The sequence below is a fragment of the Pseudomonas sp. NY15463 genome, from assembly GCF_048068415.1.
GTDB classification, from domain to species: Bacteria; Pseudomonadota; Gammaproteobacteria; order Pseudomonadales; family Pseudomonadaceae; genus Aquipseudomonas; species Aquipseudomonas mosselii_C.
The window spans coordinates 430,748-452,265 of the sequence record NZ_JBLUQD010000002.1 but is presented as its reverse complement, the minus strand read 5'-3'; the positions used below and the strand labels follow the sequence as shown (position 1 = coordinate 452,265).

The 21,518-nt window shown below is 61.9% G+C and carries 14 protein-coding genes and 3 pseudogenes; 2 read left to right on the top strand and 15 right to left on the bottom strand.

All coding sequences use genetic code 11. The features are described from left to right. Positions 1 to 16 precede the first annotated feature (16 nt). The 7 genes and pseudogenes from gcvT to ACNFIC_RS06220 all read right to left on the bottom strand — a co-directional run. Positions 17 to 1,138, bottom strand: a complete 1,122-nt coding sequence (gene gcvT, locus ACNFIC_RS06250; protein ID WP_138218810.1) for a glycine cleavage system aminomethyltransferase GcvT — start codon at positions 1,136 to 1,138, stop codon at positions 17 to 19. A gap of 26 nt (positions 1,139 to 1,164) precedes the next feature. Continuing rightward, positions 1,165 to 2,541 (bottom strand): L-serine ammonia-lyase, encoded by a 1,377-nt coding sequence (locus ACNFIC_RS06245; protein ID WP_416780373.1) that lies wholly within the window; start codon positions 2,539 to 2,541, stop codon positions 1,165 to 1,167. A 150-nt stretch (positions 2,542 to 2,691) separates the two neighbouring features. Further along, complete coding sequence (gene gcvP, locus ACNFIC_RS06240) at positions 2,692 to 5,541, bottom strand: aminomethyl-transferring glycine dehydrogenase (protein WP_416780371.1); 2,850 nt, start codon at positions 5,539 to 5,541, stop codon at positions 2,692 to 2,694. 11 nt (positions 5,542 to 5,552) lie between these two features. Next, the gene (gene gcvH, locus ACNFIC_RS06235) at positions 5,553 to 5,936 is read right to left on the bottom strand and encodes a glycine cleavage system protein GcvH (protein WP_138218807.1); all 384 of its coding nucleotides are present in this window, start codon (positions 5,934 to 5,936) and stop codon (positions 5,553 to 5,555) included. A gap of 394 nt (positions 5,937 to 6,330) precedes the next feature. Beyond that, a pseudogene (locus ACNFIC_RS06230) lies at positions 6,331 to 6,930 on the bottom strand (methyl-accepting chemotaxis protein); the annotation flags it as partial. A gap of 261 nt (positions 6,931 to 7,191) precedes the next feature. After that, positions 7,192 to 7,971 (bottom strand): annotated as a pseudogene (locus tag ACNFIC_RS06225) (MCP four helix bundle domain-containing protein); the annotation flags it as partial. Positions 7,972 to 8,124: 153 nt separating this feature from the next. After that, positions 8,125 to 8,551: pseudogene (locus tag ACNFIC_RS06220) on the bottom strand (sodium/glutamate symporter); the annotation flags it as partial. A 433-nt stretch (positions 8,552 to 8,984) separates the two neighbouring features. On the opposite strand from ACNFIC_RS06220, the gene ACNFIC_RS06215 reads away from it, so the two are divergent. Both ACNFIC_RS06215 and ACNFIC_RS06210 read left to right on the top strand, forming a co-directional pair. Next, positions 8,985 to 10,547: an S-type pyocin domain-containing protein gene (locus ACNFIC_RS06215; protein WP_416780368.1), complete on the top strand. Its 1,563-nt coding sequence runs from the start codon at positions 8,985 to 8,987 to the stop codon at positions 10,545 to 10,547. Further along, positions 10,544 to 10,810 carry a bacteriocin immunity protein gene (locus tag ACNFIC_RS06210; protein ID WP_138218805.1) on the top strand — a complete coding sequence of 89 codons (267 nt, stop codon included), beginning with the start codon at positions 10,544 to 10,546 and terminating at the stop codon, positions 10,808 to 10,810. The genes ACNFIC_RS06215 and ACNFIC_RS06210 overlap by 4 nt, the downstream gene beginning before the upstream one ends. Positions 10,811 to 10,997: 187 nt before the next feature. Here ACNFIC_RS06210 and gltS read toward each other — a convergent pair whose 3' ends face one another. The 8 genes from gltS to arcD all read right to left on the bottom strand — a co-directional run bounded on the left by gltS (position 10,998) and on the right by arcD (position 21,175). Beyond that, positions 10,998 to 12,203 carry a sodium/glutamate symporter gene (gene gltS / locus ACNFIC_RS06205; protein ID WP_138218804.1) on the bottom strand — a complete coding sequence of 402 codons (1,206 nt, stop codon included), beginning with the start codon at positions 12,201 to 12,203 and terminating at the stop codon, positions 10,998 to 11,000. A gap of 194 nt (positions 12,204 to 12,397) precedes the next feature. Beyond that, positions 12,398 to 13,756 (bottom strand): 8-oxoguanine deaminase, encoded by a 1,359-nt coding sequence (locus ACNFIC_RS06200; protein ID WP_138218803.1) that lies wholly within the window; start codon positions 13,754 to 13,756, stop codon positions 12,398 to 12,400. A gap of 513 nt (positions 13,757 to 14,269) precedes the next feature. Then, complete coding sequence (locus ACNFIC_RS06195) at positions 14,270 to 15,778, bottom strand: sigma-54-dependent transcriptional regulator (RefSeq protein WP_138218802.1); 1,509 nt, start codon at positions 15,776 to 15,778, stop codon at positions 14,270 to 14,272. A 112-nt stretch (positions 15,779 to 15,890) separates the two neighbouring features. After that, the gene (locus tag ACNFIC_RS06190) at positions 15,891 to 16,259 is read right to left on the bottom strand and encodes a DUF5064 family protein (RefSeq protein ID WP_138218801.1); all 369 of its coding nucleotides are present in this window, start codon (positions 16,257 to 16,259) and stop codon (positions 15,891 to 15,893) included. Positions 16,260 to 16,312: 53 nt separating this feature from the next. Then, entirely contained in the window at positions 16,313 to 17,242 is a 930-nt protein-coding gene (gene arcC / locus ACNFIC_RS06185; protein WP_138218800.1) for a carbamate kinase, read from the bottom strand. A gap of 139 nt (positions 17,243 to 17,381) precedes the next feature. Further along, positions 17,382 to 18,392: an ornithine carbamoyltransferase gene (locus ACNFIC_RS06180; RefSeq protein ID WP_138218799.1), complete on the bottom strand. Its 1,011-nt coding sequence runs from the start codon at positions 18,390 to 18,392 to the stop codon at positions 17,382 to 17,384. 76 nt (positions 18,393 to 18,468) lie between these two features. Further along, complete coding sequence (gene arcA, locus ACNFIC_RS06175) at positions 18,469 to 19,722, bottom strand: arginine deiminase (protein ID WP_416780363.1); 1,254 nt, start codon at positions 19,720 to 19,722, stop codon at positions 18,469 to 18,471. Positions 19,723 to 19,747: 25 nt separating this feature from the next. After that, positions 19,748 to 21,175: an arginine-ornithine antiporter gene (gene arcD, locus ACNFIC_RS06170; RefSeq protein WP_138218797.1), complete on the bottom strand. Its 1,428-nt coding sequence runs from the start codon at positions 21,173 to 21,175 to the stop codon at positions 19,748 to 19,750. Positions 21,176 to 21,518 lie beyond the last annotated feature (343 nt).

Genomic DNA, 21,518 nt, shown 5'->3' with positions numbered 1-21,518 from the left:
GAGCCTGCGCACTCATTCAGCCACGGTAGTAACGCTGTGCCACGAAAGGCATTTTGCTGACTTTAAGGGCAACTTGCTTGCCGCGCACCACGGCAAACAGCGACGTATCCAGCGCCGCATGCTCGCTCTCGACATACCCCATCGCCACGGGCCCACCCAGTGTCGGGCCAAAGCCTCCGCTGCACACTTTGCCGACCGCCTTGCCGCTGGCATCGATGATGTCTGCGCCTTCGCGTACCGGCGTGCGTTCCTGAGGCAGCAGACCCACGCGTTTGCGTGGCACGCCCTGTTGCTGTTGGGCGAATACCTGTTGGGCGCCGGGGAAGCCGCCAGCGCGTGCACCGTCGGCACGCCGCACCTTGGAAATCGCCCACAGCAGGCTGGCCTCGATCGGCGTTGTGCCGCTGTCCATATCATGGCCATACAGGCACAGACCGGCTTCCAGGCGCAGCGAGTCGCGTGCGCCCAGGCCGATGGGCTGCACTTCGGGTTCGGCCAGCAGGCGGCGGGCCAGGGATTCTGCGGCGGCGGCCGGCACCGAGATCTCGTAGCCGTCCTCGCCGGTGTAGCCTGAGCGGCTGACGAAGCATTCCTGGCCCAGCAACTGCACCGGGCGCAACTGCATGAAGGTCATATGGGCGACTTCCGGTGCCAGGCGTTGCAGCACCTTGACCGCTGCCGGGCCTTGCAGGGCCAGCAGGGCGCGTTCCTCGAACAGGTCAAGGACCTCGCAGCGCGTACCGATGTGTTGGCGCAGGTGAGCCAGGTCCTGGTCCTTGCATGCGGCGTTGACCACCAGGAACAGCGTGTCGTCACCCAGGTTGGCGACCATCAGGTCGTCTAGGATGCCGCCCTGTTCGTTGGTGAACATCGCATAGCGCTGCATGCCCACCGGCAGGTCGACGATATCCACCGGCACCAAGGTTTCCAGGGCGCTGGCTGCGTCGCTGCCGCGCAGGAGGATCTGACCCATGTGCGAGACGTCGAACAGGCCTGCCTGGTCGCGGGTGTGCAGGTGTTCCTTGAGTACGCCCAGCGGGTACTGCACGGGCATGTCATAGCCTGCGAACGGCACCATGCGCGCGCCCAGTTCAAGATGCAGGGCGTGCAGTGGGGTCTTGTGCAGTGTTTCGGACATCGGGGACTCCTTGGTTTTGGTTCGGGTCAGCATTCGATGATGTTGACGGCCAGACCGCCTCGGGCGGTCTCCTTGTATTTGCTTTTCATATCGGCGCCGGTCTGGCGCATGGTACGGATGACCTTGTCGAGCGAGACGTAGTGTTGCCCGTCGCCGCGCAAGGCCATGCGCACCGCGTTGATCGCCTTGACCGAGCCCATGGCGTTGCGTTCGATGCAGGGCACCTGGACCAGACCGCCAATGGGATCGCAGGTCAGGCCCAGGTTGTGTTCCATGCCGATCTCGGCGGCGTTCTCGACCTGCTGGGGTGTACCGCCCATCACTTCGCAGAGCGCCCCGGCGGCCATCGAGCAGGCCACTCCCACTTCGCCCTGGCAGCCCACTTCGGCGCCGCTGATCGAGGCGTTTTCCTTGTAGAGAATGCCGATGGCGGCAGCGGTCAGCAGAAAACGCACCACGCCATCCTCGTTGGCGCCGGGGACGAAGCGTATGTAGTAGTGCAGTACCGCCGGCACGATGCCCGCCGCACCGTTGGTAGGGGCAGTGACCACACGTCCGCCATGGGCGTTTTCCTCGTTCACCGCCAAGGCGTAGAGGTTCACCCAGTCCAGGACCGACAACGCATCGCGCAGGTTGGCCTCGGGGTGGCGGCTGAGTTGTCGGTACAGGGCCGGGGCCCGGCGCTTGACCTTAAGCCCGCCGGGCAGGATGCCCTCGTGGCGACAGCCGGCCTCGACGCAGTCCTGCATCACCTGCCAGATCTGCAAGAGGCCCGCGCGGGTCTGGGCTTGCGGTCGCCAGGCCGCTTCGTTGGCCAGCATCACCTGGCTGAACGACAGTTGCTGGGCGACGCAGTGTTTGAGCAGTTGCTTGCCGGTCTTGAACGGGTAGGGCAGGACGGTGCTGTCTTCGACGATACGGTCTTGGCCAGCGGCGTCCTCGTCGACCACGAAGCCGCCGCCCACCGAGTAGTACTCGCGGCTGCGGATCTGCAGGCCGGCTGCGTCGAAGGCGCGAAAGATCATGCCGTTGGGATGGTACTCCAGCGGCTTGCGGATCATCGCCAGGTGCTGTTTTTCGATGAACGTGATGGGGTGCTCGCCAAGCAGGCGCAGTTGGCCGCTGTCGCGGATCGCTTGCAGGCGCGTGGGGATGGCATCGGTGTCGACGCTGTCGGGGTGCTCGCCTTCGAGGCCTAGTAGCACGGCCTTGTCACTGCCGTGGCCCTTGCCGGTGGCGCCGAGCGAGCCGTACAACTCGACCTTGACGCCCGCCGTACCGGCCAGCAGGCCGTCACGCCGCAAGCCTTCGGCGAAGCGCGCGGCGGCGCGCATCGGCCCAACCGTGTGGGAGCTGGAGGGGCCGATGCCAATCTTGAACAGGTCGAAGACGCTCAAAGACATGCTGACCTCCTGCCAGGTTGGTTGGGCAGATGCTGAACCCTGTGGGAGCGGGCTTGCCCGCGAATGCGTCGGTGTGGCTTACATCGCATTCGCGGGCAATCCCGCTCCCACAGAGGGACACACCTCAATCAGGGTGCGTGCCGCAGGCTATCAGACGTCCTGATAGCTCTCGATCGACGGGCACGCACAGACCAGGTTGCGGTCGCCGTACACGTTGTCGACGCGGCCGACCGGTGGCCAGTACTTGGCGTCCACCAGGCTCGGCAGCGGGTAAACCGCCTGCTCCCGGCTGTAGCCGTGGGTCCACTCGCCCGCCAGTTCCGCCGCGGTGTGCGGGGCGTTCTTCAGCGGGTTGTCGTCCTTGTCCAGGCTGCCGTTCTCCACCGCACGAATCTCTTGGCGGATCTGGATCATGGCGTCGCAGAAACGGTCCAGTTCCTCTTTCGACTCGCTTTCGGTCGGTTCGATCATCAGCGTGCCAGCCACCGGGAAAGACATGGTCGGGGCGTGGAAGCCGAAATCGATCAGACGCTTGGCCACGTCATCGACACTGATACCGCTGGTGTCCTTGAGCGGACGCAGGTCGAGGATGCACTCGTGGGCCACCAGTCCGTTGCCACCGGTGTACAGCACAGGATAGTGCTCTTCCAGGCGCCGGGCGATGTAGTTGGCGTTGAGGATCGCCATCTGCGACGCACGCTTGAGGCCCGCGCCACCCATCATGCGAATGTACATCCAGGTGATCGGCAGGATGCTGGCGCTGCCGAACGGTGCGGCGCATACCGCGCCAGCCGTATTCTCCAGTGCCGCGTGACCCGGCAGGAACGGCGCCAGGTGTGCCTTGACGCCGATCGGGCCGACGCCTGGGCCACCACCGCCATGCGGGATGCAGAAGGTCTTGTGCAGGTTCAGGTGCGACACGTCGCCGCCGAACTTGCCCGGTGCGCACAGGCCGACCATGGCGTTCATGTTGGCGCCGTCGATATATACCTGGCCGCCGTTGTCGTGGATGATCGCGCAGATCTCGCCAATCGCTTCCTCGAATACGCCGTGGGTCGATGGGTAAGTGATCATGATCGCCGCCAGGCGCTCGCGGTGCTCGATGGCCTTGGCGCGCAGGTCGTCGATATCGACGTTGCCACGTGCGTCACAGGCGGTGACCACCACGCGCATGCCGGCCATGTGCGCGGTCGCAGGGTTGGTGCCGTGCGCCGAAGATGGGATCAGGCAGATATCACGGTGGCTGTCACCACGGCTGCGGTGATAGGCGCGGATCGCCAGCAGACCTGCGTACTCGCCCTGGGAGCCGGCGTTGGGCTGCAGCGACACGGCGTCGTAGCCGGTGGCGGCGCAGAGCATGGCTTCCAGCTCCTGGGTCATCTGCAGGTAGCCTTGGCTTTGCGCCGCTGGGGCGAATGGGTGCAGGTTGCCGAATTCGGCCCAGGTCACCGGGATCATCTCGCTGGCGGCGTTGAGCTTCATGGTGCACGAGCCCAGTGGGATCATGCTGCGGTCCAGCGCCAGGTCCTTGTCGGCCAGGCGGCGCAGGTAGCGCATCAGTTCGGTTTCGCTGTGGTAGCGGTTGAATACCGGGTGTTGAAGGATCGCTGACTGACGTTGCAGTGCCGCGGGCAGTTGTACGCAGGTGGCGGCGGCGAGGTCTGCGAAATCCGGGGTGGCGTCGGCGAACAGCGCCCACAAGGTTTCGACATCTGCCTGGCTGCTGGTTTCGTCCAGCGACAGGCCCAGATGCGTGGCGTCGATCTGGCGCAGGTTGATGCCTTGCGCACGGGCCTTGTCGTGCAGGCTGGCAGTGGCGGCGCCGGTGGCCAGGGTGAGGGTGTCGAAGAACGCCTCGGTGACGACCTTGACGCCCTGTTGTTCAAGGCCAGCCTTGAGGATCGCGGTCAGCGCGTGGGTGCGCTGGGCGATGCGCTTGAGGCCGTCCGGGCCATGATAGACGGCGTACATGCTGGCGATGTTGGCCAGCAGTACCTGGGCGGTGCAGATGTTGCTGGTGGCCTTTTCGCGGCGGATATGCTGCTCGCGGGTCTGCATGGCCAGGCGCAGGGCACTCTTGCCGAAGCGGTCGATCGACACACCGACCAGGCGGCCCGGCATGTCGCGCTTGAACGCATCGCGGGTGGCGAAGTAGGCCGCGTGCGGGCCACCGAAGCCCAATGGCACGCCGAAGCGCTGCGCGCTGCCGATGGCGACATCGGCGTCGAATTCGCCGGGCGGGGTCAGCATGGTCAGCGCCAGCAAGTCGGCCGCCACCGCCACCAGGGCGTTGGCGGCGTGCAAGCGCTGGACCACTTCACGGTAGTCGAACACGTCACCGTTGCTAGCTGGGTATTGCAGCAGGGCGCCGAAGAATGCGCTGACATCGCTCAGTTCGCGCTCATCGCCGACCACCACATCGATGCCCAAGGGCTCGGCACGGGTGCGCAGCACGTCGAGGGTCTGTGGGTGGCAATGGACGGAGGCGAAGAACGCGTGGCTGGCTTTGTTTTTCGACAGGCGCTTGCAGAAGGTCATGGCCTCGGCGGCGGCGGTGGCTTCGTCCAGCAGCGAGGCGTTGGCGATCGGTAGGCCGGTGAGGTCGCTGATCAGGGTTTGGAAGTTCAGCAGCGCTTCCAGGCGGCCTTGGGAGATTTCTGGCTGGTAAGGGGTGTAGGCGGTGTACCAGGCCGGGTTTTCCAGCAGGTTGCGCAGGATCGGCGCCGGTGTGTGGGTGTTGTAGTAGCCCTGGCCGATGTAGTTCTTGAACAGTTGGTTCTTGCTGGCGATGGCTTTGAGCGCGGCGAGCGCGTCAGCCTCGCTCTGGCCGTCCTGGCTGCCGAGCACGCTGGTGCCTTTGATGCTGTCGGGGATGACGGCGGCGCTCATGGCTTCGAGCGAGTCGAAACCCAGGGTGGTGAGCATGGCCTCTTCATCAACGGCGCGCGGGCCGATGTGGCGGGCGATGAATTCGTTGGCGGTGCCGAGGTTGCTGGTCATCGGAAGGTTCCTCAGGCGTCGTCGTTGGCTTTGATCAGGCGGTCGTAGGCGTCCTGGTCGAGCAGGGCGGTCACTTCATTGGCATCGGCGGGGATGAAGCGGAAGAACCAACCTTCGCCCAGTGGGTCTTCGTTGACCTGCTCGGGGCTGTCGTTCAGGCCGTCGTTGACCGCGACCACTTCACCGTTCAGGGGCATGTAAACGCCGCTGGCGGCCTTGACCGACTCCACGGTGGAGGCTTCGGCGCCTTTGTCGTAATGCTGCAGTTCCGGCAGTTGCACGTAGACCACATCGCCCAAGGCGTTCTGGGCATAGGCGGTGATGCCCACGGTGACACTGCCGTCGGCTTCGACGCGCAGCCATTCGTGATCTTCGGTGAAACGCAACTCGCTCATGGGAAATCCTCGGGATGCAGGGCGTGTGGCGCGGTTGCGCCGCGCGCTTGGTTCGGATTTCTCTAGCAAGAACGTGGCCAGCCTTATTAATTCCTTTTAAATCAGACAGTTAACGTTTTTTTCGGGCGGGCGTGATTTTGTTTTGGAACGAAATCGCTACAGATGATGCAGGGACAAAAAAAGATGGGGGATCAAACCCTTGCGCAGGCGCCTGCATACGCGCATGTATTGATTTCGATACGGTGTATTTAAATCAATACATGTGCGAGGGCAAAACGCTCAGCCGTGAGTTAATTGGTTGAAAGAAATAGAGGCCGTTATCAGGAATAAAAAGGCAGGCTCACTCACGATCAGTGATCCTGCCCCAGGCTACTTCTGAATCGGTACCAAAAGGTCAAAGCTGAAACTTGGCCACCAGCAAGTTGAACGATGTGGCCAGACGCGAAAGCTCCTGACTCGATGCACTGGTCTGGTTGGCACCCGCTGCGCTTTGGGTCGAGAGGTCCTGGATGTTCAGCAGGTTACGGTCCACTTCGCGAGCTACCTGGGCCTGCTCTTCGGACGCCGAAGCAATCACCAGATTGCGCTCGTTGATGGTCGCGACACCCTCGGTAATCTTGACTAGCGCCGAACCTGCACGCTCTGCCTGCTCCTGAGTCTGGGTGGCCAGCAACAGGCTCTTGCCCATGGCCGCAACGGCATCGTCGGCACCGGCCTGGACAGAACCGATCATGTCTTCGACTTCTACAGTCGACGCCTGGGTACGATGGGCCAGGGCCCTTACCTCATCGGCCACCACGGCAAAACCGCGTCCCTGCTCACCAGCACGGGCCGCTTCAATGGCCGCGTTCAGCGCCAGCAGGTTGGTCTGTTCGGCGATGCTGCGTATCACTTCCAGCACCTTGCTGATATCCCGCACATTACCGGCCAGTTGCGCAACCGCCTCGGTCGACTGGGTTATCCCATCGACCATGGTCGTGATGCCCTTGACGGTCTGCTCCACCTGGCCACGACCTTGAACTGCATCGTTGGTAGCGGTTTTCGAGGCTTCGGAGGTCGAAACGGCATTGCGCGCGACTTCCTCCACCGCGGCGGTCATCTGATTGACGGCCGTGGCAGCCTGCTGGATCTCGTCATTCTGGCGCGTCAACCCGCGCGTGCTTTCGTCGGTGACAGCGCTCAGCTCCTCGGCAGCCGAAGCCAATTGTCCCGAAGCACTGGCGATTTCCTGAATGGTGTACTTGAGACCGCCCTGCATATCGGACAGCGCATTGAGCAGTTGGCCTGCTTCGTCAGCACGCTCGGAAACGATCGATTGAGTCAGGTCGCCCTTGGCGATGCGCTGGGCACTGGCCACAGCAATGGCCAGGGGACCGGTAATCATCCGGGTAATCAGGATGCCCAGGATGATGGCGACGATAAACGCGATAATCACGCCCGTTGCCAGTATCACAACGGAACTGGACTTGAGTTCGGCAGCTGCAATCGCGCCTTCCTTGATCTGGCGATTGTTGGAGTCGATCATGACCCGCAACAGGCTGCGGGCCTTGGCGAAGTCCTCGCTAGCGAGCAGGTTGAGGCGATTGCGTGCCTCGGTTAGATCACCTGCCGCCATGAGTTCTGCGACCTTGCTGGCACCTGCGATGTAGCCAGGAATGAGCTTCTCGAATTCATCTCCGGCAGCTCGCTCATCCTCCTCCAGAGGTGTTGCGCGATACGTTGCAAACACCTGCTGCATCCGCTCCAGGTCTGACGCGACTGCCAAGCTAAGCCGCTGCTTGTCTGCCTCCGAGACACCACCATCGCGTGCATCGAGCAATCGGTAAAGCCCGCGGTTGTGGGCCGTCAGGCTGGTCAGGGTTTCACTGGTGTTGGACACCGAAACCAGATTGTTGGAAAAGGTCAACGCCAGCGCATCGGCCAATCGACTGATGCCCACCATACCCAGGCTGCCTACAGCCAGGGTAATCAGGGCACAGAAGGTAAAAGCCGCCAGCAACTTGGTGGAAAACTTGGACTGATTCAGAATATTCATGTCGCGAACTCGCAGGCAAGGGAGGGACCCGGATGAAGAAAATTTCAGGAAGCGCTCCTGTGACATCAAATGGCCTTCATTAATTCGCAAAAATTTCACACATTCTGATTGCTTCAGCGTTTTCTGCCTGTGCTAGGTGGATCAGGCTGCGCCGAAGAGCGGTGAGGCAAGCGCGGCCAGGCCCCGCAGCTTGAGCGACATCAGTGCGATCGTCAGGAACAGCGACAGGCTGACATTGCTCAGTACCAAGACCTCGCGTTCGAACAAGTAGTACACGCCAAAGGCAGAAACGCCATTGCGCAGCACGACGCTGGCGGACAGCACGCAAACGAATGTCGGCAGTTCGAATGCAGGCCATTGAGCTGGGGCCCGAGCAATAGGCTGACGGCAATCAGCGCCAACGTTTCGATAAAGGAAAACGGCGTGATCAGCCGCTCAGCAGCCCCATCAGTGAATCCAGTTCCAGCGCCGTGGCTTGGCCGATGCCCATGGCGTTCTGCATCGGCAGCAGCTCGGTCACTGCGACCAGGAAGGTGAAGACCGCGCTCACGTCGATGGTGGCGAAGAAGGCCAGTACCAACTGGTATGTTTTTTTGTGCGGGTATTGTCAAATTTCAATAATCTTAAAGAATCAACTGGTTTCTGTGTAGGCTTTTTCTCTTTTCTGGATTAGTTATCCCTGTCTTAGCGCGATGTATATATTCTTGTCGTGTCAGTGTGCATGAGAAATCCTGCCATCTGGAGCGCCTTTATCTTCTTCGTTCAGAGTTCGAGTTGGCCGTGCGCATGCCCTGATTGGTGTTTGTATATTAGTGTTGGGCAAGCATTTAAGTTGCAAAATCAAGGCATGTCGCGCGAATCCATAAGTTGGACTTGAGGGGGAGTTTATGTCCAGGAAACGCCGGCAAGTATATCTGCCACCCACATATGTAGGTGCGCAACCTCCACCTGGTCCCGGCTCAGGCCCTGCTCTGGTCTGGCCTGCGGGTGATTTGGGGCCGAGAGAGCTTGACATGTTTTATATGAACTTGACCCGCGGACTGATCAGCATTCAGGGCGCGGCCTTGGACGAGTACAACAAGAAACTATCAACGCTGGGGGTAGATCTGGACTCGGAAATAGCGCGAATTCAAAAGCTGGAACTCAGCAGCTCGAAACCACTTGAGATGATGAAGTCGGGTGTGAGGGTACGCGCCCGCCTGATTGAGCTCAAACGATCGGACATGGACAAGCAGCGGGCGGAGGCAGCGCGCTTTTATGGGGTCAGCCCATTCGACAAAGAGCTGCGGCATTTCATCCCCTTCGTTAACAGCAAGAAATATAAAGGCACTGATCCACTACGAGAGTTCGGCACCTCTTGGCATGCCGCTTATCAGGTGAAGCTGAGAGAGGCTGAGATAGCAAGGCTTGAAGAGCAGATATCGGTGCTTGAGCAAAAAATCCAGCAGGCCGAGATCGAGTCACTTGAGGAGAACGCCCGGCAAGCCATTCGTGCTGCCAACACATACAGGCACGCCCTGTCTGTAGCCTCTATCGCACCACTGATCGTTGCCGCCGCAGGCGCATCGGTAGCGGTGCAGACGGCTGCGCTTAGGGGCTCGATCCGCGCAGGCATTGCGGGCTTGGGCGGTAGCTTGGCGGCACCTCTTGTCGCAGGTGTCGCGGCGCTGTTGTACCCATCCAGCCTTGGCAACGGTGAGCGGCAGGAAAAGTACCTGCTAAGCATGCCGCTGGCGGACCTGAAGCTTGAACTCGACGGCCCGGCTCAGGCTGCCGCTTTGGTCCGGGGAGCGGTTGACCTGCCGTTGCGGATGGGTTTCAGGAGCGAAGTCGATGGTCAGGCCGAGCTGTTCGTTACGCAGTTCGCCGGGTTCAGTCCGAGCGTAAGGGTATTGGCTGCGCAGTTCGATGCCGGGATTGGGGGCTACAGTGTAGCGGTCGGTGATGATGTTTCCAGTACTCTGGTGTGGACGCCGGCTGTCACGCCACCAGGCAATTCGACCACCTCGCCGGTAACGCCGCCTTCGCCGAGCGTTCTCGCAGGCCCGACGCTTGAGGCCATTGAAGGGCGGCTGGATGAGTATCCGGAGCTTGCGGATGTCGGGTTCGATGATTACGTCATCATCTTCCCGGCGGATTCGGGGTTGCCGCCGCTTTATGTGGTGTTCAAGAATCTCCGGTATTTACCGGGAGTTGGGAGTGGTAACGGCTCGGTAGTCGATGGCACATATTTAGTGGAGGGGAATGAAAAGGGGGCTGGCGTTCCTGTTCAAATTGCCAATAATTTGCGGGGGCGTAGATTCAGTAGTTTCAATTCGTTCAGAAAGGCATTTTGGCGATTGGTTGCTGAGGATCCAGTGCTGTCTCTTCAGTTTGATCGATTGGCGCTTGCGTCGATGAAGGCAGGGTTGGCACCGCCTGCGCCAAAGAGCGAATGGGTGGGGGAAAGAGGGAAGTATGAGATACATCATGAAGTAAGAATCTCAGACGGTGGTGCGGTCTATGATGTAGATAATCTAGTAATATTGTCTCCAAAATTCCATTTATTGAAACATAAAGGGAGCAAAGGCTTATGAGGTCTACGATATCAGATTATACTGAAGGGGAATTTCTGGAGTTTCTGAAAGGTATCTATTATGTGGATGCGCAGCTTTATCCGACGGAAAAGTTACACACCAGAGCACTGCTTGAATTTGAGCGCCTGGTGGAGCACCCGCTAGGGGCTGACTTGATCTGCTTTCCCACCAAAAATGGTATCAAGGATTCTCCAGAGGAATTCATCAGGGTCATCAAGGAATGGCGTGCCGAGCAAGGATTGCCGGGGTTTCGAAATGCCTGAAAAGTTTCTTTCTACCCTGGCGGGTGACGCATTGTTTAACCTGGAGTAAATCCAGCTGGTCTGAGTGAGAGGCCGTTTTTCAATTTGCCTGAAAATCCAGCCGGAGCAGTGTTTCATGTTAATCACTGCTCCGGTTCAGGTTGCATTTACATTCCAACCTACGAGGCCATCAGTCAACGGGTATCGTTCAGAGCGCGCCGAAGAACGGCAAGGCCAGGTACAGCTTGATCACGATGGCGTTGACGATGTCGATAAAGAACGCCCCGACCATTGGCACCACCAGAAAGGCGATCTGCGACGGCCCGTAGCGCTGGGTTACCGCCTGCATGTTGGCGATGGCCGTGGGGGTTGCGCCGAGCCCGAAGCCGCAGTGCCCGGCGGCCAGTACCGCCGCATCGTAGTTGCGGCCCATCACGCGGAAGGTCACGAACACCGCGAACAGCGCCATGATCAGCGTCTGCATCGCCAGCAGCATGAAGAACGGCACCGCCAGCGCGGCCAGGTCCCACAGCTTGAGCGACATCAGTGCGATTGCCAGGAACAGCGACAAGCTCACGTTGCCCAGCACAGACACCTCCCGTTCGAACACGTGATACACGCCGAAGGCGGAAAGGCCATTGCGCAGCAGCACGCCCACGAACAGGACGCAGACGAACGTCGGCAGCTCGAACGCGGTGCCTTTGAGCATGCCATTGAGCAGTGTGCCCAGCAGCAGGCTGACCGCGATCAGGGCCAAGGTCTCGATCAGCGAGAACGAGGTGATCAAACGCTCCTCGTTCGGCTGCTCGAAGCCTTTGGGCAATCTCTGCGCTGTTTGTTCGGTGATCGGTGCGTTGACGCGCTTGATCAGCAGGCGGGCGACCGGCCCGCCGATCAGCCCGCCCAGCACCAGGCCGAACGTCGCCGATGCCATCGCCAGTTCCGATGCCGAGGCCAGGCCGAACTTCTCGCTGAACGTCGCGCTCCACGCCGCCCCGGTGCCGTGGCCGCCGGCCAGCGTGATCGAGCCGGCGAGCAGGCCCATCAACGGATCGAGCCCCAGCGCCGTGGCCAGGCCGATGCCCATTGCGTTCTGCACCAGCAGCAGGCCGGTGACCACCAGCAGGAACAGGGCGACGATGCGCCCGCCTTGTTTCAGGCTGGTGAAGTCGGCGCTCAGGCCGATGGTGGCGAAGAACGCCAGCATCAGCGGTGTCTGTAGCGAGGTATCGAACTGCACCTGGAGGTCGAAGCCGCGCAGCGCCAGCAATGCCAGGGCGACCAGCAAGCCACCGGCGACGGGCTCGGGGATGTTGTAGGCACGCAGGAAACCAACGCGTGCGACCAGGCGACGGCCCAGCAGTAACACCAGGGACGCGGCGACCAGGGTCCCGTAGAAATCGAGTTCAAGCATCAGGTGGGCTCTTTGTTGTATCGGAAAAGCGGGCGCATACCCGTGCGTGCCGGGTATGCGAAAGAGGGCCATTCTATGAGGGGCTTGTTTCTCGAAGGATTCGGAAAATTCTGAAAGTTAGGCGTACGGCCTGGCGTTGTGCACGCAGGTCGCGACCTGGGGCAAACGCTCGGAGTGCCCAGGTCGCAGCGTAATCAGGCACCATTGACCAACTGATACGCCAGCTGGTTGTGCCGCTCCAGCACCCTGGGCAAGTCGACCGTGGTGATACGCCCTTCCTGCACCACCACCCGCCCGTTGATCACGCTGGTGTGCACGTGGGTCGGGGTGCAGAACACCAAGGCCGCGAGGGGATCATGCAGTGCTCCGGCGTAGGCTACCTGGCCTAAATCGAAGGCGACGAAGTCGGCCACCATGCCAGGTGCCAGGGCGCCGATATCGTTGCGGTTAAGCACCTTGGCGCCCCCCAGGGTCGCCATCTCCAGGGCTTCGCGCGCGGTCATGGCATCAGGGCCGAAGCCGACCCGCTGCAGCAGCAGGGCCTGGCGCACCTCGCCGATCATGCTCGCGCCGTCGTTGGAGGCCGAGCCATCGACGCCCAAGCCTACTGGCACACCCTGCTCACGCATCTTGCGCACCGGGGCGATGCCCGAAGCCAGGCGCATGTTTGAGCAAGGGCAGTGGGCGACGCCGGTGCCGGTACGCGCGAACAGCTCGATGCCGTGCTGGTCGAGCTGTACGCAATGGGCATGCCAGACATCGTGGCCGACCCAGCCCAGGTCTTCGGCGTACTCTGCCGGGGTCATGCCGAATTTCTCGCGGCTGTAGGCGATATCGTTGACGTTTTCGGCCAGGTGGGTGTGCAGCGAAACACCGTACTGGCGCGCCAGCACGGCGGCTTCACGCATCAGGTCACGGCTCACCGAGAACGGCGAACAAGGGGCCACGACCACGCGCAGCATCGAGCCGTGGCGGGCGTCATGGTAATCCTCGATCAGGCGCTGCGACTCTTTGAGGATGTCGCTCTCCTTTTCCACCACCGCGTCCGGTGGCAGGCCGCCCTGGCTGCGGCCGACGCTCATGCTGCCGCGAGCGGCATGAAAGCGCATGCCGATTTCCTCGGCGGCATGAATGCTGTCGTCGAGCTTGCAGCCGTTGGGGTAGATGTACAGGTGGTCGCTGGAGGTGGTGCAGCCGGACAGTATCAGTTCGGCCATGGCGGTCTGGGTCGACACCGCGATCATCTCCGGAGTCAGGCGCGACCAGATCGGATACAGGTGGGTCAGCCAGTTGAACAGCTCGCCGTCCTGCGCCGCTGGCACCACGCGGGTGAGGCTCTGGTACATGTGGTGGTGGGTGTTGACTAGGCCAGGAATGACCACCTTGCCGGCCATGTCGAGGACCACGTCGGCCTGTTGCGGCAGGGTGTCGCTGGGGCCGACCTGTTTGATCAGGTTGTCTTCGATGTACAGGCCTGCTTGGCGGATTTCACGGCGTTCACCGTCCATGGTAACCAGCAGTTCGGCGTTCTTGACCAGGAGTGTCTTGGGCATGGGTGTTCCTCGCCCCCCAGGGGGCTGAAAGTGGGCTCGATGTCGTGCAGGCGCGGAGCGCGTGGGCGGGCAGCGGGTGCGATCAGTTCGACGGCGGGCGTGGCCAGCCGGCGAGGGGCGTGCAGCGGGTTGGACGATGGCGGCAGGGGACTGGCAAAAGGGTTCGCGCAGCGGCGATGGGATAGGGGTATAGCATGGCTTCAGCCTGTCGCAATACGCAGCGGCGAATGCCGGTGTCGTAGGCGAGGGGGATAATGTAAGCAGGGTTTTGGGTTTTTGTATACAACCGGCATTGTGTGCTTGTCGGCTTGTCTGACCAGCGAGAAGCACGTGATGTGATGGATGGCACCGGCTGCGCCGGTGTTCGCGGCTGAAGCCGCTCTCACAGAACTGCACATAACTTGTTGATTTAGCAGGGACCTGTGGGAGCGTTGGATTCAGGCCTTGCGCAGTCCTGTGGTGGCTTGCCCGCGAAGGGCTGCCCACAGCATTGCCCGCTGGCAGAGCATGCTTTCAGGCCTTCGCGCCAATCCCGTACTTGCGCAAGCGTTGGGCGATGGCGGTGTGCGAGGTCTGTAGGCGCCCGGCCAGCAGGCGCGTGGACGGATAGCTGGCATACAACCGCTGCAACAGCTCGCGTTCGAAATCCCCCACCGCCTGCTCCAGGCTCGCCACCTCGCCGTCCTGGCCACGGGCCACCGAGGTGCCGGCGATGTCCAGGTCGCCGATGTCCACCAGGTTGCCCTCGCAGATCGCGGCGGCACGGAAGATCACGTTCTGCAACTGGCGCACGTTGCCCGGCCAGGGGTTGGCCAGCAGCGCCGAATGGGTTGCCGGGGTCAGTCGGCAGGCTGGGCGCTGGATTTGCGTGCAGGCTTGCTGCATGAAGTAGTGCGCCAGCATGAGGATGTCCTGGCCACGCTCGCGCAGCGGCGGCACCTGCAAGTTGAGCACGTTGAGGCGGTAGAACAGGTCTTCGCGGAACGTGCCTTCGGCGACCATGCGCTCCAGGTCGCGGTGGGTGGCGCTGATGATCCGCACATCGACCTTCACCTCACGGTCGCCACCGACTCGACGAAAGCTGCCGTCGCTCAGAAAACGCAGCAGCTTGGCTTGCAGGTAAGGCGACATTTCGCCGATTTCGTCGAGAAACACCGTGCCTTGGTTGGCCAGTTCCATCAGCCCCGGCTTACCGCCGCGCTGGGCACCGGTGAAGGCGCCGGGGGCGTAGCCGAACAGTTCGCTCTCGGCCAGGCTTTCGGGCAGGGCAGCGCAGTTCAGGGCCAGGAACGGTGCGCCCTGGCGGCTGCTGATGGCGTGGCAGGCGCGGGCCACCAGCTCCTTGCCGGTACCGGTTTCGCCGTGCACCAGCAGCGGCGCGTCGAGTGCTGCCACGCGCAGGGCGCGTGCCTTGAGGGTGCGAATCGCCGGGGAGTCGCCAAGCAGGGCATCGAAGCCTTCGGCATGGTCGTGGTGCAGCGCCGAGAGGCGTTCGCCCATGCGCTTGGGAGGGTACAGCGTCAGCAGGCCGCCGGCGTTGGTGATCGGCGTTGCGTCCAGCAGCAGGCTCTGGCCATTGAGCTGCATCTCACGCATGGGCAGGTGGAAGTTGTTGTCACGCAGGGTTTGCAGCAGTCCGGGGTCGCCGAACAGCTCATCGACCGAGCGCCCGGCCGACTCGCGTCCGCACAGGGCGATCAGCGCGGGGTTGGCCAGTAGCACCTTGCCAGCGCTGTCGACCGCCAGCACCGGGTCGCTCATGGCCGCCAGCAGGGCGTCGAGTTGCAGGTGACGGCGCTGCCCTGGGAGGATGTCGACGACCTCCACCGACTGCACGCCGCGCACCTCGAACAGCGCATCGTGCAGCTCTTCGAGCACGGCAGGGCTCAAGGTCGGGGCGTCGATGTAGACGTTCGGCGGCACCATTTCCACGGCATCGAGGTTGAGGTTGCGGGCACCGAGCAGCGCCAGGACTTCCTGGGTGATGCCGACGCGGTCGATGAAGCTGACGTGGATGCGCATGGACGAAGGCTATGGCCGTGAAGGTCGCCAGTATGCCTGGGTAGCGGTTCAAACCCAATCGCAGGACAAGACTGCCCCACGAGCGGCGTGAGCGCTGCGTGGGGTGCGCTGATCACTGCAGATGTTCAGGCTTGATCGGGTCGCCTGACTTGACGTCCAGCTTGCTTCGAATGTCTTCGAACATGTGGTCATACAGCTTGTGCGGCGAGGCCAGGCTCTCGAACTTCTTCGGTGGCGGCAGATAGGCCTGGGCCTTGCGGCTCAAGTGCATCAGAAAACTGGGCAACACCTGGTCCTTGGCCAGGAAGAAGTGTTCATCAACGTGCTTGCCCTCGATGCTGCCGTGCATGCGGAACTGGATGCCGCGGCCTTGCTGGGGGTCGGATGTGGCCTCGTACTCGATGTTCAGGTCGTAGCTGTGGTCGTGGTTGTTCAGCGCGGTGCGCATGATGTGGACATGCCCGGGATGATACTGGGCCATGGCGATTCCTCCGCAGGTTCAAAGGGCCGGTGTCGAGCACCGGCGATGCGCATTCAACGGTAGCTTATGCCGGGGTTGGCGGTGCTGACACGGGTGCCGGCAGTGCCCTTGACGATGTCCTGGATGTTCTCCAGCGAGCTGATCACCGCCACCTTGCCGGTGTGGCGGGCAAAGTCGCAGGCCGCTTGTACCTTCGGCCCCATGGAGCCAGCAGCGAAGCCGAGTTTTTCCAGTTCGTCAGGATGGGCCTGGGCGATGGCCTGTTGGGTCGGCTTGCCGAAGTCAATGTACGCGGCATCGACGTCAGTGGCGATTATCAGAAGGTCGGCATCGAGCTGTTCGGCCAGCAGGGCCGAGCACAGGTCTTTGTCGATCACTGCCTCGACACCCTTGAGCTTGCGGTTTTCGTCATACATCGTGGGGATGCCACCGCCACCTGCGCAAATCACGATGCTGCTTTTTTCCAGCAGCCACTGGATCGGGCGGATCTCGAAAATCCGCTTGGGTTTGGGGCTGGCCACCACGCGGCGGTACTTGGCGCCGTCGGGCTTGACCACCCAGCCTTTTTCCTTGGCCAGGCGCTCGGCTTCATCCTGGGTGTAGACCGGGCCGATGAATTTGCTCGGGTCCTTGAAGGCGGGATCGTTTGCGTCCACTTCCACTTGCGTCAGCAGGGTGGCGAAGGGCACCTCGAAGTCCAGCAGGTTGCCCAGTTCCTGTTCGATCATGTAGCCGATCATGCCTTCGGTTTCGGCGCCCAGCACATCCAGCGGATAGGCCTCGTCGGGCTTGTAGGCCAGGCCTTGGAGCGACAGCAGGCCGACCTGTGGGCCGTTGCCGTGGGCGATCACCAGCTCGTTGCCGGGGTGGATCTTGGCGATCTGTTCGGCGGCGGTGCGGATATTGGCGCGCTGGTTGGCGGCGGTCAGTGGTTCGCCGCGACGCAGCAGGGCGTTGCCGCCCAATGCAACAACGATACGCATGGGGAATGTCCTTGTTGGGGCAAGCTGCGAGCTGGAGGCTTCAAGCGTCGAGCTTCAAGCTTCAAGCAAGAGCAGGCCGGCGCAGGGCTCGCTTTTTCTTGCAGCTTGCAGCTCACAGCTCACAACTTGCCGCTTTCAGTTAAAGGTCAGCCAGCGTCGAAACCAGGATCGCCTTGATCGTGTGCATGCGGTTTTCCGCTTGCTCGAAAGCGATGCAGGCCGGCGACTCGAACACGTCGTCGGTCACCTCGATGCCGTTGGCCAGGTCCGGGTACTGCTCGGCGATCTGCTTGCCGACCTTGGTCTCGGCGTTGTGGAATGCCGGCAGGCAGTGCATGAACTTGGTGCGCGGGTTGCCGCTGGCCTTCATCAGCTCCTTGTTCACCTGATACGGCTTGAGCAGCTTGATGCGCTCGCCCCAGGCCTCGATCGGCTCGCCCATCGACACCCAGACATCGGTGTGGATGAAGTCCACACCCTTGACCGCTGCACGCGGATCCTCGGTCAGAGTGATGCGCGCGCCACTTTCCTCGGCGTATTTCTGGCAGCGTTGTACCAAGTCATCATGTGGCCACAGATCCTTGGGCGCGGCGATGCGCACGTCCATGCCCAGCTTGGCGCCGATCAGCAGCAGCGAATTGCCCATGTTGTTGCGTGCATCGCCCAGGTAGGCGTAGCTGATGTCGTGCAGCGGCTTGTCGCTGTGCTCGCGCATGGTCAGCACGTCAGCGATCATCTGCGTGGGGTGGTACTCGTCGGTCAGGCCGTTGAACACCGGCACCCCGGCGAACTTGGCCAACTCCTCTACGATCTCCTGCTTGAAGCCGCGATACTCGATGGCATCGTACATGCGCCCGAGCACCCGCGCGGTGTCCTTCATGCTCTCCTTGTGACCGATCTGCGAGGAGTTCGGGTCGATGTAGGTCACGTTGGCGCCCTGATCGTACGCGGCGACCTCGAAGGCGCAGCGGGTACGGGTGGAGGTCTTCTCGAAGATCAGCGCGATGTTGTTGCCTTTGAGGTGCTGCTGCTCGGTGCCGGTGTACTTGGCGCGCTTGAGGTCGCGGGACAGGTCCAGCAGGTACTTCAGCTCGCGGGTGCTGTGGTGTTCGAGGCTTAGCAGGTTGCGGTTGTGGATGTTGAACGCCATGACGGTTCTCCTTGGATTCGGTGAGGTGCCCGGCCGCTACCGGGTGGGTGCGGCCGGGGGACGATGGGCGTTGTTTTTAGTAGTCGATAGGGTCGCGTATGATCGGGCAGGTCATGCAGTGGCCGCCGCCCCGGCCCCGGCCCAGTTCGCCGGCGCTGATCGTGATGACCTCTATTCCGGCTTTGCGCAGCAGGGTGTTGGTGTAGGTGTTGCGGTCGTAGCCGATGACTACGCCGGGCTCCAGGGCTACCACGTTGTTGCCGTCATCCCATTGTTCGCGTTCGGCAGCGAAGCTGTTGCCGCCGGTCTCCACCACCCGCAGCTTGACCCCCAACTGCTCGCCCACCACGTCGATGAACGACTTGTTGATGCGGCGTACATCCATGCCGTAGGGCTTGCTTTCGTCCGGGCGGATGATGAACGGCACGATCTCGTTGACCACCTCGGGGAAGACCGTGACCAGGTCGCGGTCGCAGAAGCTGAACACAGTGTCCAGGTGCATCGCTGCACGGGATTTGGGCAGGCCGGCGACGATGACCTCCTTGACTGCCCCCTTGGCGAACAGGTTGCGCGCCAGCTGGCCGATGGCTTGGCGCGAGCTGCGCTCGCCCATGCCGATCAACACGATGCCATTGCCGATCGGCATCACGTCGCCGCCTTCGAGAGTGGACTGGCCATGCTCCTTGTCCGGGTCGCCGTACCACACCTGGAAGTCTGCTTCGGTGAACTGCTTGTGGAACCTGTAGATGGCCGTCGTCAGCAAGGTTTCCTGGCGGCGCGCCGGCCAGTACATCGGATTGAGCGTCACGCCGCCGTAGATCCAGCAGGTGGTGTCGCGGGTGAACTGGGTGTTGGGCAGCGGCGGTAGGATGAAGCTGGAGTGGCCCAGGTAGTCGTTGTACATCCTGACCACCTCGGCGCCTTCGCTCTGCGGCAGGTCCTGGCCGGCCACGCCGCCGACCAGGAACTCGGCCAGCTTGCGTGGTTCGAGGCCTTCGAGCCAGCTGCGCACTTCGTTTTTCAGGCCCACACCGACGGTGTCATCGGTGATCTTGCGGTCGAGGATCCACTTCAGGGCCTCGGGCTGCTGAACGATGTCGGTAAGGAGGTTGTGCATCTCCAGCACATCCACGCCGCGCTCGCGCATCTTGGTGACGAAGTCGAAGTGGTCGCGCTTGGCCTGGTCAACCCAGATCACATCGTCGAACAGCAGTTCGTCGCAGTTGCTTGGGGTCAGGCGTTTATGCGCAAGGCCTGGGGCGCATACCATCACTTTGCGCAGCTTGCCGGCTTCGGAGTGGACGCCGTATCGCGGTTTCTCAAGGGTCATGGTCGATTCCTCCAGTGAGCTTGGGTCAGAGGGTCAGGAAGCCGTCGTAGAGGCCATAGGCAGCCACCAGGGCGCCCACCACCACAGCGGCGAAGATCAGTTTTTCGAGGCGCGTGAAGATCGGCTTGCCGACTTCGCGCTTGGCTTTGGCGAACAGGATTGCGCCGGGGGCGTAGAGCAGCGCCGAGAGCAGCAGGTATTTCACGCCCCCCGCGTACAACAGCCAGATGGCGTAGAGCAGGGCGATGCCGCCGATGAGCAGGTCTTTCTTGCGCTCGGCCAAGGCTTGCTCGTACGTCTCGCTGCGCCAGGCGAGCAGGAAGGCATAGGCCGCCGACCACAGGTAGGGCACCAGAATCATCGAGGTGGCGAGGTAGATCAGCGACAGGTAGGTGCTGTTGGAGAACAGCGTGATCACCAGGAAAATCTGCACCATCGCGTTGGTCAGCCACAGCGCGTTGGCCGGCACCTGGTTGGCGTTCTCGCGGCGCAGGAACTCCGGCATGGTGTGGTCCTTGGCGGCGGCGAAGAGGATCTCGGCGCACAGCAGCACCCACGACAGCAGTGCCCCCAGCAGCGAGATGATCAGGCCTACGCTGATCAGCACTGCGCCCCAGTGACCCACCACATGTTCGAGCACCGCCGCCATCGAGGGGTTCTGCAGCTTGGCCAGCTCCGGTTGGGTCATGACCCCCAGCGACAGCACGTTGACCAGCACCAGGAACAGCAGCACGGTGATGAACCCGATGACCGTGGCCTTGCCCACGTCAGCGCGTTTTTCCGCCCGCGACGAGAATATGCTCGCACCCTCGATGCCGATGAACACCCAGACGGTGACCAGCATCATGTTGCGCACCTGATTCATCACGCTGCCCAGCTCCGGTGTGCCCAGCGCCCAGATGTCGGCGCTGAACACATCGAGCCTGAACGCGAACAGGCAGATCAGGGCGAACAGCAGCAGCGGCACGACCTTGGCCACGGTGGTCACCAGGTTGATGAACGCCGCTTCCTTGATACCGCGCAGTACCAGAACATGCACTGCCCACAGCAGCAGCGACGCGCCGATCACCGCAGCGGGCGTGTTGCCTTCGCCGAACACCGGGAAGAAGTAACCCAGGGTGCTGAACAGCAGGACGAAATACCCCACGTTGCCCAGCCACGCGCTGATCCAGTAGCCCCAGGCCGAGGAGAAGCCCATGTAGTCGCCGAAACCGGCCTTGGCGTAGGCGTACACCCCACCGTCCAGATCGGGCTTGCGGTTGGCCAGGGTCTGGAACACGAAGGCCAGGGTGAGCATGCCCACCGCAGTGATGGCCCAGCCGATCAGCACGGCGCCGACACCCGCACTGGCGGCCATGTTTTGTGGTAGCGAAAAGATCCCGCCACCAATCATCGAACCCACCACAAGTGCGACCAGCGCACCCAGTTTGAGTTTTCCGGGAGAATCAGACATTTATCGACTCCGTGCCAGGAGAAAGTTGACATCAGATTAAATCTGACGCCTTGTCCATTCGCTGATATGGATCAGTTCATGGCCATATGAAGGGGTGGAAATATCCCTTCACGACCCTCCTGGAGGATACCGACAGCTCTACCGCAGGCCTTGTGTGCTGGCACCTCCATGCCTTTCGGGGGCGGCCCCCGGATTGCCTGCGAACTCTCAAACTAGTCGCTTTTGAATATTTGGCAACTTTTTCGGTGCAATCCGCGAGCCGCACCACAGGTGCCGCATTTATTGGGTAATAATCGAAATTCTCGCGGTATTTGGATAGACGGCTCTGTTATGTACGGCGCAA

Excerpts from the sequence above, each read along its gene's own strand:
- gcvT (WP_138218810.1), bottom strand. The coding sequence starts at position 1,138 with ATGTCCGAAACACTGCACAAGACCCCACTGCACGCCCTGCATCTTGAA.
- ACNFIC_RS06245 (WP_416780373.1), bottom strand. The coding sequence starts at position 2,541 with ATGTCTTTGAGCGTCTTCGACCTGTTCAAGATTGGCATCGGCCCCTCC.
- gcvP (WP_416780371.1), bottom strand. The coding sequence starts at position 5,541 with ATGACCAGCAACCTCGGCACCGCCAACGAATTCATCGCCCGCCACATC.
- gcvH (WP_138218807.1), bottom strand. The coding sequence starts at position 5,936 with ATGAGCGAGTTGCGTTTCACCGAAGATCACGAATGGCTGCGCGTCGAA.
- ACNFIC_RS06215 (WP_416780368.1), top strand. The coding sequence starts at position 8,985 with ATGTTTTATATGAACTTGACCCGCGGACTGATCAGCATTCAGGGCGCG.
- ACNFIC_RS06210 (WP_138218805.1), top strand. The coding sequence starts at position 10,544 with ATGAGGTCTACGATATCAGATTATACTGAAGGGGAATTTCTGGAGTTT.
- gltS (WP_138218804.1), bottom strand. The coding sequence starts at position 12,203 with ATGCTTGAACTCGATTTCTACGGGACCCTGGTCGCCGCGTCCCTGGTG.
- ACNFIC_RS06200 (WP_138218803.1), bottom strand. The coding sequence starts at position 13,756 with ATGCCCAAGACACTCCTGGTCAAGAACGCCGAACTGCTGGTTACCATG.
- ACNFIC_RS06195 (WP_138218802.1), bottom strand. The coding sequence starts at position 15,778 with ATGCGCATCCACGTCAGCTTCATCGACCGCGTCGGCATCACCCAGGAA.
- ACNFIC_RS06190 (WP_138218801.1), bottom strand. The coding sequence starts at position 16,259 with ATGGCCCAGTATCATCCCGGGCATGTCCACATCATGCGCACCGCGCTG.
- arcC (WP_138218800.1), bottom strand. The coding sequence starts at position 17,242 with ATGCGTATCGTTGTTGCATTGGGCGGCAACGCCCTGCTGCGTCGCGGC.
- ACNFIC_RS06180 (WP_138218799.1), bottom strand. The coding sequence starts at position 18,392 with ATGGCGTTCAACATCCACAACCGCAACCTGCTAAGCCTCGAACACCAC.
- arcA (WP_416780363.1), bottom strand. The coding sequence starts at position 19,722 with ATGACCCTTGAGAAACCGCGATACGGCGTCCACTCCGAAGCCGGCAAG.
- arcD (WP_138218797.1), bottom strand. The coding sequence starts at position 21,175 with ATGTCTGATTCTCCCGGAAAACTCAAACTGGGTGCGCTGGTCGCACTT.